At 33.2% G+C, this 17,135-nt stretch carries 17 protein-coding genes; 10 read left to right on the top strand and 7 right to left on the bottom strand.

Annotation, left to right across the window (positions count from 1 at the left end; translation table 11 throughout):
- Window positions 1–60 precede the first annotated feature (60 nt).
- Both pth and FN795_RS06930 read left to right on the top strand, forming a co-directional pair.
- A complete protein-coding gene (pth, locus tag FN795_RS06925) occupies window positions 61–690 on the top strand; it encodes an aminoacyl-tRNA hydrolase (protein WP_142449974.1) in 630 nt (209 codons plus the stop codon).
- A gap of 140 nt (window positions 691–830) precedes the next feature.
- Window positions 831–1,442, top strand: a complete 612-nt coding sequence (locus tag FN795_RS06930) for a superoxide dismutase (RefSeq protein WP_035646435.1) — start codon at window positions 831–833, stop codon at window positions 1,440–1,442.
- An 853-nt stretch (window positions 1,443–2,295) separates the two neighbouring features.
- Here the strand turns inward: FN795_RS06930 and FN795_RS06940 are convergent.
- The 5 genes from FN795_RS06940 to FN795_RS06960 all read right to left on the bottom strand — a co-directional run bounded on the left by FN795_RS06940 (window position 2,296) and on the right by FN795_RS06960 (window position 7,403).
- Complete coding sequence (locus FN795_RS06940) at window positions 2,296–4,194, bottom strand: amidophosphoribosyltransferase (protein WP_142449975.1); 1,899 nt, start codon at window positions 4,192–4,194, stop codon at window positions 2,296–2,298.
- Between the two features lie 79 nt (window positions 4,195–4,273).
- Entirely contained in the window at window positions 4,274–5,197 is a 924-nt protein-coding gene (locus FN795_RS06945; protein WP_035646428.1) for a PfkB family carbohydrate kinase, read from the bottom strand.
- Between the two features lie 294 nt (window positions 5,198–5,491).
- Entirely contained in the window at window positions 5,492–6,421 is a 930-nt protein-coding gene (locus FN795_RS06950) for an alpha/beta hydrolase family protein (RefSeq protein ID WP_244289950.1), read from the bottom strand.
- 15 nt (window positions 6,422–6,436) lie between these two features.
- On the bottom strand, window positions 6,437–6,832 hold the full coding sequence (locus FN795_RS06955) for a hypothetical protein (protein WP_142449976.1): 396 nt from the start codon (window positions 6,830–6,832) through the stop codon (window positions 6,437–6,439).
- Window positions 6,816–7,403: an RNA polymerase sigma factor gene (locus FN795_RS06960; protein ID WP_142449977.1), complete on the bottom strand. Its 588-nt coding sequence runs from the start codon at window positions 7,401–7,403 to the stop codon at window positions 6,816–6,818. The genes FN795_RS06955 and FN795_RS06960 overlap by 17 nt, the downstream gene beginning before the upstream one ends.
- 320 nt (window positions 7,404–7,723) lie before the next feature.
- Between FN795_RS06960 and FN795_RS06965 the strand changes: the two genes are divergently transcribed.
- Entirely contained in the window at window positions 7,724–8,071 is a 348-nt protein-coding gene (locus FN795_RS06965) for a DUF6249 domain-containing protein (RefSeq protein ID WP_035646420.1), read from the top strand.
- A 58-nt stretch (window positions 8,072–8,129) separates the two neighbouring features.
- On the opposite strand, the gene rnhA is transcribed toward FN795_RS06965, so the two are convergent.
- Window positions 8,130–8,606, bottom strand: coding sequence for a ribonuclease HI (rnhA, locus tag FN795_RS06970; protein ID WP_142449978.1), 477 nt, complete (start codon window positions 8,604–8,606; stop codon window positions 8,130–8,132).
- A gap of 67 nt (window positions 8,607–8,673) precedes the next feature.
- Window positions 8,674–9,237 (bottom strand): phosphoribosylglycinamide formyltransferase, encoded by a 564-nt coding sequence (gene purN / locus FN795_RS06975; RefSeq protein WP_142449979.1) that lies wholly within the window; start codon window positions 9,235–9,237, stop codon window positions 8,674–8,676.
- A gap of 175 nt (window positions 9,238–9,412) precedes the next feature.
- Between purN and FN795_RS06980 the strand changes: the two genes are divergently transcribed.
- From FN795_RS06980 to FN795_RS07010, 7 genes are all read left to right on the top strand, one after another.
- Window positions 9,413–9,649, top strand: a complete 237-nt coding sequence (locus tag FN795_RS06980; protein ID WP_007137004.1) for an acyl carrier protein — start codon at window positions 9,413–9,415, stop codon at window positions 9,647–9,649.
- A 185-nt stretch (window positions 9,650–9,834) separates the two neighbouring features.
- Complete coding sequence (gene fabF / locus FN795_RS06985; protein WP_142449980.1) at window positions 9,835–11,088, top strand: beta-ketoacyl-ACP synthase II; 1,254 nt, start codon at window positions 9,835–9,837, stop codon at window positions 11,086–11,088.
- Window positions 11,089–11,097: 9 nt separating this feature from the next.
- Window positions 11,098–11,838: a ribonuclease III gene (gene rnc, locus FN795_RS06990; protein WP_035646411.1), complete on the top strand. Its 741-nt coding sequence runs from the start codon at window positions 11,098–11,100 to the stop codon at window positions 11,836–11,838.
- 125 nt (window positions 11,839–11,963) lie between these two features.
- Complete coding sequence (locus FN795_RS06995; RefSeq protein ID WP_142449981.1) at window positions 11,964–12,452, top strand: IPExxxVDY family protein; 489 nt, start codon at window positions 11,964–11,966, stop codon at window positions 12,450–12,452.
- Window positions 12,453–12,457: 5 nt separating this feature from the next.
- Window positions 12,458–13,891, top strand: a complete 1,434-nt coding sequence (gene pyk / locus FN795_RS07000) for a pyruvate kinase (protein WP_035646408.1) — start codon at window positions 12,458–12,460, stop codon at window positions 13,889–13,891.
- Window positions 13,892–14,342: 451 nt separating this feature from the next.
- The gene (locus tag FN795_RS07005; RefSeq protein ID WP_142449982.1) at window positions 14,343–16,022 is read left to right on the top strand and encodes an arylsulfatase; all 1,680 of its coding nucleotides are present in this window, start codon (window positions 14,343–14,345) and stop codon (window positions 16,020–16,022) included.
- A gap of 65 nt (window positions 16,023–16,087) precedes the next feature.
- Window positions 16,088–17,104 (top strand): HAD family hydrolase, encoded by a 1,017-nt coding sequence (locus FN795_RS07010; protein ID WP_142449983.1) that lies wholly within the window; start codon window positions 16,088–16,090, stop codon window positions 17,102–17,104.
- Window positions 17,105–17,135 lie beyond the last annotated feature (31 nt).

Genomic DNA, 17,135 nt, shown 5'->3' on the forward strand with positions numbered 1-17,135 from the left:
TTTTCACATTTTCAAATTATCTAATTGTTACATTCTCTAATTAATCTTACTTTTGCAATCATGATAAAATGGATAACAAAACTGTTTTCATCAATACCAAAAGAAGAGAACGCAGAAGACATTATGAAAAAATACTTAATCGTAGGTTTAGGAAATATCGGAGCTGAATATGTAAACACCAGACATAATATCGGATTTAAAGTGCTTGATTTTTTAGTCAAAAAAGAAAGCCTTTCATTTGAAACAGTAAAATTAGGCGCACTTGCAGAGTATAAATTTAAAGGAAGAACTTTTTTTCTTTTAAAGCCAAACACTTATATGAACTTGAGCGGAAAAGCAGTAAAATACTGGATGGACAAAGAAAATATTCCGCTAGAAAATATTTTTGTGATAACAGATGATTTGAATTTGTCATTCGGAACCATCCGCATTAAGCCAAAAGGCAGCGATGGAGGCCACAACGGACTTAAAAACATCAATCTTGTCCTAAATACACAAAACTACACTCGTTTTAGATTCGGAATCAGCGATCAGTTCAAAAAAGGACAACAAGTTGATTATGTTTTAGGAGAATGGAATGATGAAGAAAACGCAAAATTGACAGAACGTCTTGAAATTTCAGCTGAAATTATAAAATCTTTTGGAACTGCCGGATTGGAAAATACGATGACAACTTTCAATGGAAAGTAAAGATTTTTAGATGTTTAACTTTTTAAAAATCGATTTATCGATTAATTTAATTGAATTATAACGAAATAGTATTTTCAATTCCAAAGTTAAATGTCTAAATTTGGGATAAATTATTATAAACCATAAAAATTAGAAATATCATGGCTTTTGAATTACCACAATTACCTTATGCATATGATGCATTAGAACCACATATTGATGCTCGTACAATGGAAATCCACCATACAAAGCACCACAATGCATATACAACAAATCTAAACGCAGCAATTGCAGGAACAGATTTAGAAGGAAAAACAATCGAAAACATCTTAATTAACTTAGATAAATCTAACGCTGCAGTTCGTAACAATGGTGGAGGTTTCTACAACCACAACTTATTCTGGACTGTAATGTCTCCAAATGGAGGCGGATTACCAACAGGTGATTTATTAGCTGCAATCGAGGCTTCTTTTGGAACTTTCGAAGAGTTTAAAGCAAAATTTGCTAAAGCTGGTGCAACTCAGTTTGGTTCTGGATGGGCTTGGTTAACAGTTCAAAAAGGAGGAAAATTAGAAGTTGTAGGTACTCCAAATCAAGATAATCCATTAATGCCAGAAGTTGCTGGTAACGGTGGAACTCCAATCTTAGGAATGGACGTTTGGGAACACGCTTATTATTTAAACTACCAAAACAGAAGACCAGATTATATTGAAGCTTTCTTCAGTGTAATTAATTGGACAGAAGTTGCAAGAAGATTTGCTTTAGATAAATAAGACAATAGAGCAAAGAATAAAGAGAAAAGACGAGTACCGAAAGGTTACTCGTCTTTTTTTTATGTATATATTTCGTCTATAATCTTTTTTCTATAATCTTTCTTCTTTTCTCTAAAATAAAGAAAATAAAAAAGGCGGAATCTCTTCCGCCTTTTTTGCCCCAAATCTACCATAAACTTAACCTACTAATGTTATGGTTCGGTAAATGTATAACGAGTATATTTTAAAAAAAATTTTTTTAGACGAATGGCAAATATATCCGATTAAGTAAACTGAAAAAAGAAAAAAGAATAAAGAAGCAAGAGCAAAGAGAAAAGAATAAAGAGAAAAGAATAAAGAGAAAAGAATAAAGAGAAAAGAATAAAGAGAAAAGAATAAAGGGAAAAGAATAAAGAGAAAAGACAAGCAGCTTATGGTACTCGTCTTTTTTATTATCTATACATTTCGTCTATAATCTTTTTTCTTTGCTCTTGCTTCTTTGTTCTAGATAAAGAAAATAAAAAAGGCGGAATCTCTTCCGCCTTTTTTGCCCCAAATCTACCATAAACTTAACCTACTAATGTTATGGTTCAGTAAATGTATGGCGACTATATTTGAAAAAAAAACTTTTTAGATGAATGGTCGATATTTTCGACGAAGTGATTGTAGGAGTCTGTTTTGTAAATACTTATCTGAATAAAATAAAAAAGGTGGAATTTCTTCCACCCTTTTTGCCCCAAATCTACCATAAACTTAACCTACTAATGTTATGGTTTCCCAAAAGTATTATAGCTTTTCATTTTTACCAAACAAACAGGATGAACGGCAAAAAAAACCGATGAAATGCACAAATTAACTTTTTGTTAGCGTTTTCTTAGTATGCTCGAGCATCTTTTCCTTCGTAAAAATTCATAAATGCACGATTTACAACACGATTTCCTCCCGGAGTAGGATAGTCTCCTGTAAAATACCAGTCACCTAAATTTTTAGGACATGCAATATGTAAATCTTCCACTTTTTGGAAAATGATTTTTACTTCAGCATTGATTTCCGGAGAACTTAACATTTCTGCAATTTTATCTGAAATTTCTTCTGGAGTAAATTGATCGTAGATTGCCGTAACATAATTTACAACATCTTTATCAGCGAAGTTTTCCTGTGCTTTACATTTCGCATACACTTCGTCAACAATATGATATAAGTTTCTTTCTTTTAATAAAGTCAAAGCAGCTCTAAAAGCAACAAGCCCTTCTAGTTTTGCCATGTCAATTCCGTAGCAATCCGGGTAACGAATTTGCGGTGCCGATGAAACAATAACAATACGTTTTGGATTTAAACGATCCATCATTTTAATGATGCTCATTTTTAAAGTTGTACCACGAACAATACTGTCGTCAATAATAACCAAATTATCTTCTGGTTTGATTACGCCATAAGTAACGTCGTAAACGTGAGCTACTAAATCATCACGACTGCTGTCTTCAGTAATAAAGGTTCTAAGTTTAGCATCTTTGATAGCAACTTTCTCAGTACGTATTTTTACTGCTAAAAGTTCCTGAAGCGTTTCGGCAGTTAATGTATTTCTGTTTTCTAAAATATAATTGTTTTTTCTTTGATTCAAGAAATCCTGAGCAGCTTCTACTAAACCATAAAATGAGGTTTCTGCTGTATTTGGAATATAAGAGAAAACTGTATTATCTGTATCGCTGTCAATAGCTTTAAGAACTGCAGGCAAAATCAATTTACCTAAATCTTTACGTTCTTGATAAATTTCAGCGTCACTTCCTCTTGAAAAATAAATTCTTTCAAAAGAACAAGCTTTTTTAACGGTTGGTTCCAAGATTTGATTCATGGTAACTTTTCCATTTTTCTTGATAATCAAAGCATTTCCGGGATCAATTTCCTGAACACTTTCAAAAGGAACGTTGAATACAGTTTGAATAACAGGTCTTTCAGAAGCTACGACAACTACTTCATCATCTTGATAGAAGTAAGCTGGACGAATTCCGGCTGGATCTCTAAAAACAAATGCATCACCATGACCTAATAATCCGGCCATTGCGTAACCTCCGTCTAAGTTTTTAGCAGAACGAGCTAATATTTTTGCAATATCCAAACGCTCAGCAATTACTGGAGAAGCTTCTCTTTTAGAATAACCTTCAGCTTTACAGTCTTGGTACAACTGCATTACTTCTTTATCTAAAAAGTGACCAATTTTTTCCATTACCGTAACAGTATCTGCCATTTCTTTAGGATGCTGTCCAAGTTCAACCAGATTTTCAAAAAGCTCTTTAACATTTGTCATATTAAAGTTTCCTGCCAAAATCAAGTTGCGGTGCATCCAGTTGCTTTGACGTAAAAATGGATGAACACTCTCAATACTGTTTTTTCCAAAAGTTCCGTAACGAACGTGTCCTAAAAACAATTCGCCTACATACGGAATTTGTGATTTTATTTTATTGATGTCATCACCAATTTCTGGATTCGCTTTTAATTCTTCGCTGATTCGTTCATTGATTTGTTTAAAAACATCTTGAATTGGTTGTGCATGATTCGAACGAACTCTGCTGATGTAGCGTTGTCCAGGATCAACATCCAATTTAATGCTTGCAAAACCAGCTCCGTCTTGTCCGCGGTTGTGCTGTTTTTCCATCATTAAATACATTTTCTGAATCCCGTAAAAAGCAGTTCCGTATTTTTCTTTATAATATTCAAGCGGTTTAAGAAGTCTAACTAAAGCTATACCACATTCGTGTTTTAAAGCGTCGCTCATTTTTTTTGTTTTTTTGTGTGTTGTAAGTTGTGTGTATTAACGTAATAAAAAAGCCCCGTTTTACCGAGGCTCTTAGGCATTATATTTCTATGTCAAACTGAGTTAACGACTTAAATTGTTGTAATCGAATCGCTACTTCTGCTTTGCTTAATGTTTCCATCCTTTCAGTTCCAAATTTCTCTACGCAGAACGAAGCTAAATTTGAACCGTAAATAATTGCATTCTTCATGTTTCCAAAAGAAATGTTTTCGCTTTGCGCAATAAATCCAGAGAATCCACCTGCAAAAGTGTCTCCGGCTCCTGTTGGATCGAAAACTTCTTCTAATGGTAAAGCTGGTGCAAAGAATACTTCTCTGTTGTGGAATAAAAGTGCTCCGTGCTCTCCTTTTTTGATCACCACATATTTTGGCCCCATGTCCTGGATTTTCGCAGCTGCTTTTACTAATGAATATTCACCAGAAAGTTGTCTTGCTTCTTCGTCATTGATTGTAATAACATCTACACGTTTGATAACGTCTAAAAGTTCTGGAAGAGCGCAGTCCATCCAAAAGTTCATTGTGTCTAAAACAACTAATTTTGGTTTTTTCTCCATTTGATCTAAAACACTGCTTTGAACTAATGGATGTAAGTTTCCTAACATCACAACATCAGCATCTTTATAGTTTTGAGGAACTTTTGGCTGAAAATCTGCCAAAACGTTTAATTCAGTAACAAGAGTGTCTCTAGAATTTAGATCGTTGTGGTATAAACCGCTCCAAAAAAAGGTTTTTCCGCCTTTTACAATTTCGATACCTGAGATATCAATATTTTTTGAAGTCAATAAATCTAAATGTTCTTGAGGAAAATCATCACCAACTACAGAAACAATAGCTGATTGCAAGTTAAAAAATGACGCTGATAATCCGATGTAGGTTGCAGCACCACCTAAAATTTTATCTGTTTTTCCGAAAGGAGTTTCAATCGCGTCGAAAGCAACTGTTCCAACAATCAATAGTTTATTCATTTTATGAATTTCGAATTAGGGTGCAAAGATACTCTATAAGTTACAATATTGCAACGGTTTAGGTTCTCAAAATTTTCTTAAAAAAAGAATATCGATTTCGGGGTTAAAACTATTGTAAATGAGTAAATTATCTGAGATTCTTTTGAGTGCTCAAAATATCATTTTCAGAATTAAATTACAATATTTATTTTGGAAAAAACGCTTCAAGATTTTATTTAAGTTTTCTAAAAGATGAAGCTTTTCTTTTCTTTACAAAACAATGCCCAAATAGAAACTCAGTTGTTCAAAGTGTTTCTAGTTTTTTTGCTTATGATTCTTTGATTTATCGATATTTTTAATCCAATTGATTGCATCGTTCATAGGCTCTTCATTGTCTGAAAATGCAGTGTTGTGGCCCAAGTTTGGGAACAATTTATATTCAAAATGTTTTCCTTTAGATTTTAACGTATCAAGATATTCGATTGATAGATTCGCAGGAACTTGAATATCTTTACTTCCATAAATCCAGAATCCTGGAATTGATAATTTTGCGAGGATATCTTTGGGATTTGTGTCAATAAACTCATATCTGTCTGGATCATTGAATACATGTTTTCTTGCCTCTTCTTCGGAGTGCGTATCCCAAAAATTTTTATCTCCATTGGTATAAAATTGGAATCTCAATTGTTCTTTAACAGTTATTAGAGCTCCGCTAAAGATGGTTATAAATTTGACTTTCTTATTTTTCTCCGCAGCTAATGGAATTATCCATCCGGCTTGGCTACCGCCTATTAAACCGATAGATATTTTGTTATTTGACAAGGATTTAGATAAAGTATTTACGGCAGCACTTGCATCTAAAGACAAAAGATTTAGATTTGAGAAATCAACATTGTTAGTTCCTACTTCAGGTCCGGCATACACACCAGCAGATTCTCCAACTCCGCGTTTATCATACGTTAAAACTGCAATTCCATTATTGGCAAGGATTATAGCAAAGTCTGTCATTCTTTTTTCTTGTCCAGATCCGTGAATAATTACAACGGCTGCCTGTGCCTTGTTGGGCGTAAAAATAGTTCCGGCGAGTGTAACTCCTTCGCTAGTAAATTTTATTTCTTTAGTAGTAAAGTTTGAAGGAAGAGCAGATGCATAACTAATGACAAAAAGCAATAACATTGAGAAGAAATAGGTCTGTATTTTAATTTTCTTTAGAGATAAATTATTTTTGATTTTACTACTTTTCATTTCTTTTAAACAGGATTACAACTGATACTTCTTATCAAAATAATTTTTCAAAACCCCAACCTGGATTAAAACCATAAAAGGAACAATTAAAATAGAATACAATAAAGTTTTTGAAATATGAATTCCGGAAACAATTGCTGAAATTTTATCTGTGTATGATTTTCCGATTTCTAAATTATTTTCTGCTCCAGCAAAAAACATATTGTAAATAACCAAAAGGATCAAAGCAATTCCAATAAAAATCCATGTTGAGATGGAAATTAAAGGTTTATAAGGTTTGATTTTCGCTTTTTCGGCAACAAGAATTTGCGACATTAAGTTCGAAGTAAAGTCGGCAGATGGCGATTGTAAAGTGTTTTCGGCCATCATTCTTTCAATAAGATTTTCTAAATTTTTATCTTCCTCTTTCATAATACTCAACTATTTCGGGTTCTAACTGCTTTTTTAAAATGGTGGCTAATTTTTGTCGGCTTCTAAATAATTTTACTTTGACATTATTAGCGTTTATGTTCATAATTTTTCCAATTTCTTCTAAATTTTGATCTTCAAAATAGAATAGCGTCAAAAGGAAATTGTCGTCACTTGGTAACAAATTTAAACAATTCTGAATGGCCTGCTTTCGCTCTGTGTCAACTAAAGCGCTCAAAGCATTGTCCATTGTTTTTACTAAATGAGAAGAAAACTCATCTATTGAAATATTATTTTCTTCTTTTTTGTTTTTCTTTAAACGGTCTAAACAATTATTATAAGAGATTTTATAAATCCATGTTGAGAATTTAGAATCGCCTTTAAATTTGCTCAAAGAATTAAATACTTTAATAAAAGTATCTTGTGCGGCTTCTTCAGCTTCTTCTCTGTTTTTGACCATTTTGAGTGACAAAGTAAAGATCATATCTTTATAACGATCTACCAGCACGGCAAACGCATTCGTCTCGCCCTGCAGAATTTTATCGATATAATGTTGATCTGGAATTGTACTCATATTATATAGGACGACGGTTTATTATTGTAGGTTACAAGAATTTGAAATAATTTTTAATTTTTAAAAATTCCATATTCCAACTTTTAATTTTGAAATTCTATATATATAAAGGATTAAACTTTGCCAAAGCTTAATAATAGTATTGTTATTTCGACTCGTATTTGTTGCTAAATACTTTTAATAAAACTCAAAATTAGTTCATAATCAGCAAGTTTTGGAATTTGGAATTTATTTTTTTAAAAAAAATACCGAAAGTTGTAACCTCAATTTAAAAGGCATCGTCATATGGAATATCAATCAATTATAAAAACATAAAAATTATGGGACCACAAGTTTTAGTACCACTTAGTCTTTTTGCGATGATCTTTGGGATTGTCTATCTTTTTTACTCAACAAGAAATAGAGAGCGTTTGGCTCTTATAGAAAAAGGTGCAGATGCCAGCATATTTTTAAAAGGCAAAACAAATGGAGTTCCAGCATGGAAAATCTTTATTTTGAATTCAGCTTTTCTTTTAATTGGAATAGGACTTGGCTTTTTTATTGCCTTACTGCTTTCAACGTACACAGATATGAATTCTGATGTCATTTATCCGGCGACAATTATTACAATGTCTGGAGTTGGATTGTTAGTAGGATTTCATAGAGCAAAAGATTTAGACAAAGAATAAATTGTAAGTAGGAATTTAAGTTAGTACAAAAAACGCATCAAATAGTTGATGCGTTTTTTTATTCTTTAGAACCGATGGTTTCGTAATATTCGTCAACCGAAAGTTTAGGTTGCATAGATGCCATAACAGCCAATTGATCACAACGTTCGTTTTGTGGATGATTGTTGTGGCCTTTTATCCACTTGAAATCTACCTGATGTTTTCGATATGAAACTAAAAAGCGTTTCCATAAATCTGGATTTTTTCTGCCTGCAAATTTCTTTTTTTCCCAGCCTAAGACCCATTTTTTTTCAACAGAATCGACAACGTATTTAGAATCTGAAATAACTAAAACCTTCATATTTGGGTTTTTTAATTTCTCTAAACCAACAATTACCGCCAAAAGTTCCATTCTGTTATTAGTTGTCAAACGAAAACCTTCGTAGAATTCTTTTTTATGCGGAGTTCCTACCAATTCCATCACAACGCCATATCCGCCATTTCCTGGATTTCCTTTTGCGGCGCCATCTGTATATATATGTACTTCGTGATTCATTTAATTTTAGATTTCAGTCCCGATAGCTATCGGGATGATTTTTGTAGTTGCAATTGATTTTTGAATTTTATTCTTCTAATATTCTGTGAATAATCTCAGGAAAATGCTTTTGTTCCAATTCATGAATCTTTTCTGCAACCGTTTCAGGAGTATCTTCTTCAGTTAATGCTACATTTGCCTGAAAAATGATACCGCCTTCATCATAGTTTTCATTCACATAATGAATAGAGATTCCGGTTTCTTTTTCCTTGTTATTTACTATAGCCCTGTGAATGTGCATTCCGTACATTCCTTTGCCTCCATAATTAGGCAAAAGTGCTGGATGTATGTTGATTATCTTATTTGGATATTTCTCGATTATGTTTTCCGGAAATTTAAGTAAAAACCCTGCCAAAATTATTAGATCCGGGTCGATTTCTTGTATTTTTTGTAAGACATTTCGTTCTAAAAGTTCGCTTTTTGAGAAAATTTCGACTGGAATTTGATAATTTTTGGCTCTTTCAATCACTTTTGCCGAAGCATTATTTGTAAAAACAGAAACAACTTTTGCAATTTCAGTATTCAAAAAATATTTTATAATGTTTTCTGCATTAGTTCCTGATCCTGAGGCAAAAACGATAATTTTTTTCATGATTTCATTAATTTTGAGAATGCAAAAAACGGAATAAAAATCGAAAATAAATAGCTTTAAAACGGCTTTCTTGAAATTAATTTTATAAATTAGTGTTACATTTATTAACTAAATCGTGGTTTTAAAATAAAGTTTTTTATTTTTGCCAACAAATTAAATTCTAAAATTAAAGATTATGTCAGACATTGCATCAAGAGTAAAAGCGATTATCGTAGACAAATTAGGTGTTGACGAAAACGAAGTTGTAACAGAAGCAAGCTTCACTAATGATTTAGGAGCTGACTCATTAGACACTGTTGAGCTTATTATGGAATTCGAAAAAGAATTTGATATTCAAATTCCAGACGATCAAGCAGAAAACATTGCTACTGTAGGTCAAGCTATTTCTTATATCGAGGAAGCTAAAAAATAATAATACCACACCCGATTTCTAGATTTATTTTTAGACATCGGGTGTTATTATTTTTTTTAAAATTTAAATTTCGATTGATTTTCAATCAAAAAGATATATTTATATTGTAATGCCCATGGCTCTTAAGTAACATTACTGTTAAGAAAGCGTGGGTTTTATTTGTTTAAAGTACAAAATACATATTTATGGCATTAAGGCGAGTTGTTGTAACAGGATTAGGTGCACTTACTCCTATCGGGAATAATATCCAGGATTATTGGAATGCACTTGTGAATGGAGTAAGCGGAGCCGCTCCTATCACATACTATGATACAGAGAAGCATAAAACGAAATTTGCCTGCGAAGTAAAAAACTTCAATATTGAAGATTACATGGATCGCAAGGAATCTCGTAGACTAGATAAATTTGCTCAATACGCAATTGCTGCCAGTGATGAAGCTATCAAAGATGCTGGAATTACTAATGATAATATAAACAAACAAAGAGTTGGTGTTATCTGGGGAGCAGGTATTGGAGGTTTAGAGACTTTTCAAGAAGAAGTAATGTATTATGCGAAAGGCGATGGAACTCCAAAGTTCAATCCGTTTTTTATTCCAAAAATGATCGCTGATATTGCTCCTGCACATATTTCTATGCGTAATGGTTATATGGGACCAAACTATACAACAGTTTCTGCATGCGCATCTTCTGCAAATGCATTAATTGATGCTTTCAATTACATTCGTTTAGGAATGTGCGACGTTATTGTATCAGGCGGATCTGAAGCTGCGGTTACAATTGCTGGTATGGGAGGTTTTAGTTCAATGCACGCTTTATCAACAAGAAATGAAAGTCCAGAGACAGCTTCTAGACCTTTTGATGCAACCAGAGATGGTTTCGTTTTAGGAGAAGGAGCAGGAGCTTTAGTTCTTGAAGATTACGAACATGCAAAAGCTAGAGGTGCAAAAATTTACTGCGAAATTGGCGGTGGTGGAATGTCATCTGATGCTTACCATTTAACTGCACCACATCCGGAAGGAATTGGGGTTATTGCCGTAATGGAAAACACTTTGAGAGATGCTGGAATGAAACCTGAAGATGTTGATCATATCAATACTCATGGTACTTCTACACCACTTGGAGATGTTGCTGAATTAAAAGCAATTAGTGCTGTTTTTGGTAGTCATGCTAAAAATATCAATATCAATTCAACAAAATCAATGACAGGGCATTTACTTGGTGCGGCTGGAGCTATTGAGGCAATTGCTTCTATTTTGGCTATGCAGCACGGAATTGTTCCTCCAACGATTAATCATAGTGTTGTGGATGAAAAAATTGATCCATCGTTAAATCTTACCTTAAACAAACCTCAAAAAAGAGAGGTTAATGTTGCAATGAGTAATACTTTTGGTTTTGGTGGACACAATGCTTGTGTATTGTTTAAAAAATTGGTTGACTAATTTTCGTATATGAATATTATCAAAAAAATATTTTCTAAATCCCGTTCTCTAGAAGACGGGATTTTTTTTGACACTATTCAGAAAATTCTTGGTTTTCCGCCAGTAAATGTAGAATTTTACAGGAAAGCCTTTACACATAGATCATCAAATAAGTTAGATGAAAATGGACAACCAATCAATTATGAAAGGTTGGAATTTTTAGGCGATGCGATGTTAAGTGCTGTAATTGCTGCACATTTGTTTAATAAAGCACCAAACGGAGACGAAGGTTATTTGACTAAAATGCGATCAAAAATTGTAAGCCGTGAACATTTAAACGAACTAGGTAAAGATTTAAATTTGGTTCGCTTTGTGGAGAGCAAAGTGCCAATTCAGCATTTTGGCGAAAACATACATGGCAATATTTTTGAATCTTTAGTTGGAGCAATTTATTTGGATAAAGGCTATCCTTTCTGTGAGCGTTTTATTCAAAAGAGAGTAATTACGCCTTATGTTGATATCGCCCGACTTGAAGGAAAAGTTATCAGTTATAAAAGTTTGGTTATCGAATGGTGTCAGAAAGAAAAGAGAATCTTTCATTATGACATTTTTGAGGATAACGGTATCGACGGTCAGCGCTTATTTGGCGTAAAATTGAGCATAGACAATAAAGTAATCGCAAGAGCGCGAGCAACTTCAAAAAAGAAGGCAGAAGAAAAAGCATCACAAAGAGCTTATTTTGCATTTCAGGAGAAAATAGACAAGAAATAGCTACAAAAATGCTGTAACTATCTTAAAGCTATAACGTTTTCGTTTATAAATTAACAAAAACAACCACGTCATAACTATTGATGCTCCGTTAGAAATAGTATATTTACAACTTGATTTTTCATGACATGGCTATTCATAGATTGGATTTAGACGAATTTGACGAAATTGATTATTATTTAATGGCAATTCATACTTCATTAGAAGATTATAGACTGGCCTATTTTATCAATAAGATCCTTCCGATAAACTTAAGTAAGAGCAAAAACGAGATCCATGCTCAGACTAAAGAAGGAGAGGCAAATTTTTCTAGATTTTATTATTATGATTCCGAAAAAGCAGTTTCATGGAATTTAATTCAGAATAAAAATGAAATCATTTCAGTGAGTACAAATGATTTCCAGAATTTGTTTTCTAATGAAACAAGTGAGGTTTCAACAACAATTCATTTACTTCCTGAATTCAAAAAAGTAGATTTTTTCCTGAAAATAGAGAATAGCGAGGAAGCTCTAAATTTTTCAGAAATTCAACAACAATTAAATACCATAGAGAGTGTTGCGGCTATTTATGCCGTCGATACAAATAAAATAAAATCAAAAAACAATCTAATTTTTTAAAAAAAATGTTAACAAACAAGAAAACCAAAATTGTTGCTACACTTGGTCCCGCATGTAGTACAAGAGAGATTATCAAGGATATGATCGAGGCAGGGGTTAATGTGTTTAGAATCAATTTTTCGCATGCAGATTACGAAGGAGTAAAAGAAAAAATCGATATCATTAGAGGTCTAAATGAAGAGTTTGGTTACACTACGGCAATTTTAGGAGATTTGCAAGGACCAAAACTTAGAGTTGGTGTAATGGAAGAAGGAACTGTTGTACATGATGGTGATGAAATTACTTTCACAACAGCAGAAGATATTATCGGAAATGCAAAAAAAGCATTTATGAAATATCAAAATTTTCCAAATGATGTAAATGTTGGAGAGCGTATTTTGCTTGATGATGGTAAACTTATTTTTGAAATTGTTTCTACAGATAAAAAGACAGAAGTTGTTGCTAAAGTTATTCAAGGTGGAGAGTTAAAATCTAAAAAAGGAGTTAATCTTCCAAACACTAAAATATCTTTACCAGCTTTAACAGAAAAAGATATTGCAGATGCGATTTTTGCAATTGAGCAAAAAGTAGATTGGATCGCACTTTCATTTGTGAAAACTCCTCGCGATTTACAAGATTTACAAGAACTTATCGCTAAGCATTCAGAAGTTAAAATTCCAATTATTGCTAAAATTGAAATGCCAGAAGCTCTAGAGAACATGGATAAAATTGTAGCATATTGTGATGGATTAATGGTGGCTCGTGGAGATCTAGGTGTTGAGCTTCCTGCTCACGAAGTTCCATTGGTACAAAAAGATTTGATCCGTAGAGCTAAAACGGCTAGAATTCCTGTTATCGTTGCTACCCAAATGATGGAAACAATGATTACAAGTTTAACTCCAACAAGAGCTGAAGTAAACGACGTTGCAAATTCAGTAATGGATGGTGCAGATGCGGTAATGTTATCTGGAGAAACTGCAACAGGAAACTATCCTGTACAAGTAATTCAAAGAATGGCACAAATATGTGAAGCTGTGGAAGATTCTCCACTTATTCAAGTCCCTCAAAATACTCCACAAATCAAAACAAAACGTTTTGTTACTAAAACAGTTTGTCACCAAGCGGCTTTATTAGCTAATGAAATCAGTGCAAAAGCAATTTGTACGTTAACAAACAGCGGTTATACTGCTTTCCAGATTTCAGCTTGGAGACCATCTTCTGCTCATATTTTAGTGTTTACTTCAAACAGAAGAATTTTAACACAATTGAATTTATTATGGGGAGTTAAATCTTTCTTCTATGATAATGAGGAAAGTACAGATGATACTGTAACAGATGTAAATAAAATTGCAGTTGAAAAAGGATATGCGACTAAAGGTGACTATTTAATTAACCTAGCAGCTATGCCTATTAAAGATAAAGGAATGGTGAATACCATGAGAGTTTCTGAAATAGAATAGTTTTCTTTTTAAAGATATACTAAAAGCCATTCGAAAGAATGGCTTTTTTTTGTCCTTTTATGAAAACTTAATTCTAGTCATAGAATTGAAACAAAAATTTCTTCTTTAAGAGTAATAATTTAAGATAGTCAAAATCGCCTTTTTTGTTTAATAAATTTTACAAAATGCTTTAACAATTTGTCCTAAAGTTCCTTTTTTAACGTTTCATTTTATAAAATGAAACCATGTCATGGCTCAAAAATACTGTAGTCAGGTTTTTTATTAGCTAATTTTGAGTTCTTTAAAAAAAAATTAAGAAAATTCTTGATTTCATTTTTATCAGTTTTTACTGTCAATAAAATTTTGAAACAGCAATTTTTCAGAATGATTTTATTTAAAGAAAAAGCCCTGAAATTTTTGCTTTGATAAGCACATCTCTTTATAACGCTAATTATTAACAAATTTTATTACCATGAAACAAATTAAGTTTTACTGCAGATTTAATAATGCGATGATACTATTTGCATTAATATGTTCAAGCCTGTCACTTTCGGCCCAAAACAAAAAGCCTAACATCCTTGTGCTTTGGGGCGATGATATTGGAACTACTAATATTAGTGCTTATAGTGATGGACTTATGGGATATACAACACCCAATATTGATCGTTTGGCTAATGAAGGATTACGCTTTCTTCATTATTATGGAGAACAGAGCTGTACTGCAGGACGTGCCGCTTTTTTAACTGGACAGCATGGTCTAAGAACTGGACTTACAAAAGTAGGTTATCCAGGAGCGCCAATGGGAATGAGTCAGTTAGATCCTTCTATTGGAGGAATTATGAAAAGCCTTGGTTATGCCACGGGTCAGTTTGGTAAAAACCACGTTGGAGACCGCAATGAAAATTTGCCAACAGTGAATGGTTTTGATGAATTCTTTGGAAATCTGTATCACTTAAATGCAGAAGAAGAACCGGAATTACCTGATTATCCAAAAGATCCGGAATACTTGAAAAAATTTGGACCAAGAGGAGTTCTAAAATGTACAGCAACAAATGTTGATGATGCAACAACCGATCCTCGCTTCGGAAGAGTTGGAAAACAAAAAATAGAAGATACTGGAGCACTTACTAAAAAAAGAATGGAAACGATAGATGATGAAACATCTGCGGCAGCTATCGATTATATCAAAAGACAAAATGCCGCAGGAAAGCCATTTTTCTGCTGGTTTAATGCTACACGTATGCACCTTCGTACACACGTGAGAGCAGAACATCGAGGAAGATATACACATGGAGATAGTGAGTATGTTGATGGGATGATCGAACATGACGAAACAATTGGAAGTATTTTAAAGGCACTTGATGATTTAGGAATTGCTGACAATACAATTGTTATCTATTCAACAGATAATGGCCCTCACATGAATACTTGGCCTGATGGGGCAATGACACCATTCCGTTCAGAAAAAAACACCAACTGGGAAGGGGCTTTCCGTGTACCTTGCATTGTACGCTGGCCAGGACATATTAAACCAGGAACTGTAACTACTGAATTAATGAGTCATAACGACTGGATTCCTACGCTTGCTTCTATTGCAGGAGAGCCAGATATCGTTAATAAACTTTTAAAAGGCTATAACGCAAATGGAAAAACATACAAAGTGCATTTAGATGGTTTTGATCAAAGCAAGTTTTTAGAAGGCAAAACACCAAAAAGTGCCAGAGATAAATTCTTTTATACCGATGATGATGGTCTTTTAGTAGGTTTAAGAGAAGGGGATTACAAATATGTTTTTGCAGAACAGCGTTTGGCTGGTACATTAGGAGTTTGGGCAGAACCATTTACCAAACTTCGTTTACAAAAAATATTCAATTTATATCAAGATCCTTTTGAAAGAGCCGATTTTACTTCAAATACATACTGGGATTGGGTTATGAACCACGTTCAGATGGTCTATGGTGCAATATATGATGTTGGTGTATTTGCCCAAACATTTAAAGAATATCCACCAAGATCAATTCCGCCAAGTTTCTCTGCTTATACTATTATGGAAGAAGCGATGAAAGATATTAAGGCAAAACAATATATAGAAAAAAATGTAATGCCTAAGTTAAAAGAAGACACAGAAGATACTTCAAAAAAGAAAAAATAAATTCTAGATAATTAAAAGAAACAGGACGTAAGAAGTCCTGTTTCTTTCACTTAATACTATTTGTTATGCAGAAAAAATTAGTACTAATAACCATGCTTCTTTTTTTATTTATTTCTTGTAAAAAATCAGAAAAAAGCACGGTTGTTAATTCAAAAGACAGTACAGCTACAGCAGTTACAAACGGCGATCCTTTGCCAAGCTGGAATGACGGAACTTTAAAAAAAGATATTATTGCTTACGTTGAAAAAGTAACAAAAGAAGGAAGTCCAGATTTTATTCCGTTAGAAAATAGAATCGCAACCTTTGATAATGACGGAACTTTATGGGCTGAAAAACCTTATGTTCAGGAATTATTTGCTTTTTACAGAGTTAAAAAAATGGTAGAAGCTAATCCGGCTTTAGCTCAAAAACAACCATTTAAAGCAGTTGTCGAAAAAGACAAAACCTATTTTGAAAAAGGAGGTGATAAAGCACTTATAGAACTTGTTGCTGCAACGCATACCGGAATGACCGAAGATGAGTTCGAAGCCTCAGTAGCCGATTTTTATAAAGACGCAAAATATCCTGGAAAAAATGTTCCTGTAAAACAAATTCGTTATCAGCCACAATTAGAGTTATTAGATTATCTCCGTGCCAACGGATTTAAAACTTTTATTGTAACCGGCGGTACAGTTGAAGTTGTAAGAGGAATTTCTCAAGAGTTTTACGGAATTCCGAAAGATCAGGTTGTTGGTACTTCTTTTAAATATGTATTCGATGATGCGGCAAACAGTGTAAAAAGACAACCTGCTTTAGACCATTTTAATGATAAAGAAGGAAAACCTGTTGGAATACAATTACACATTGGTCAACGACCAGTTTTTGCCTGTGGAAACGAAGGTGGAGCTGGAGACCTTGCCATGTTACGGTATTCTTCAGGAAGTAAATATCCATCTTTTCAATTGATTGTAAACCACAATGATTCGATTAGAGAATACAATTATCAGGAAAAAGATAATCTTTCGCTAAACACCGCAGCAAAATACAAATATCATGTTGTGAGTATTAAAGACGATTGGAAAAAGGTTTTCGCAGATAAATAATATATGGGTTCCATCAGAAGTCGAAAATTGT

This window comes from Flavobacterium resistens, from assembly GCF_900182645.1.
GTDB lineage: Bacteria > Bacteroidota > Bacteroidia > Flavobacteriales > Flavobacteriaceae > Flavobacterium > Flavobacterium resistens.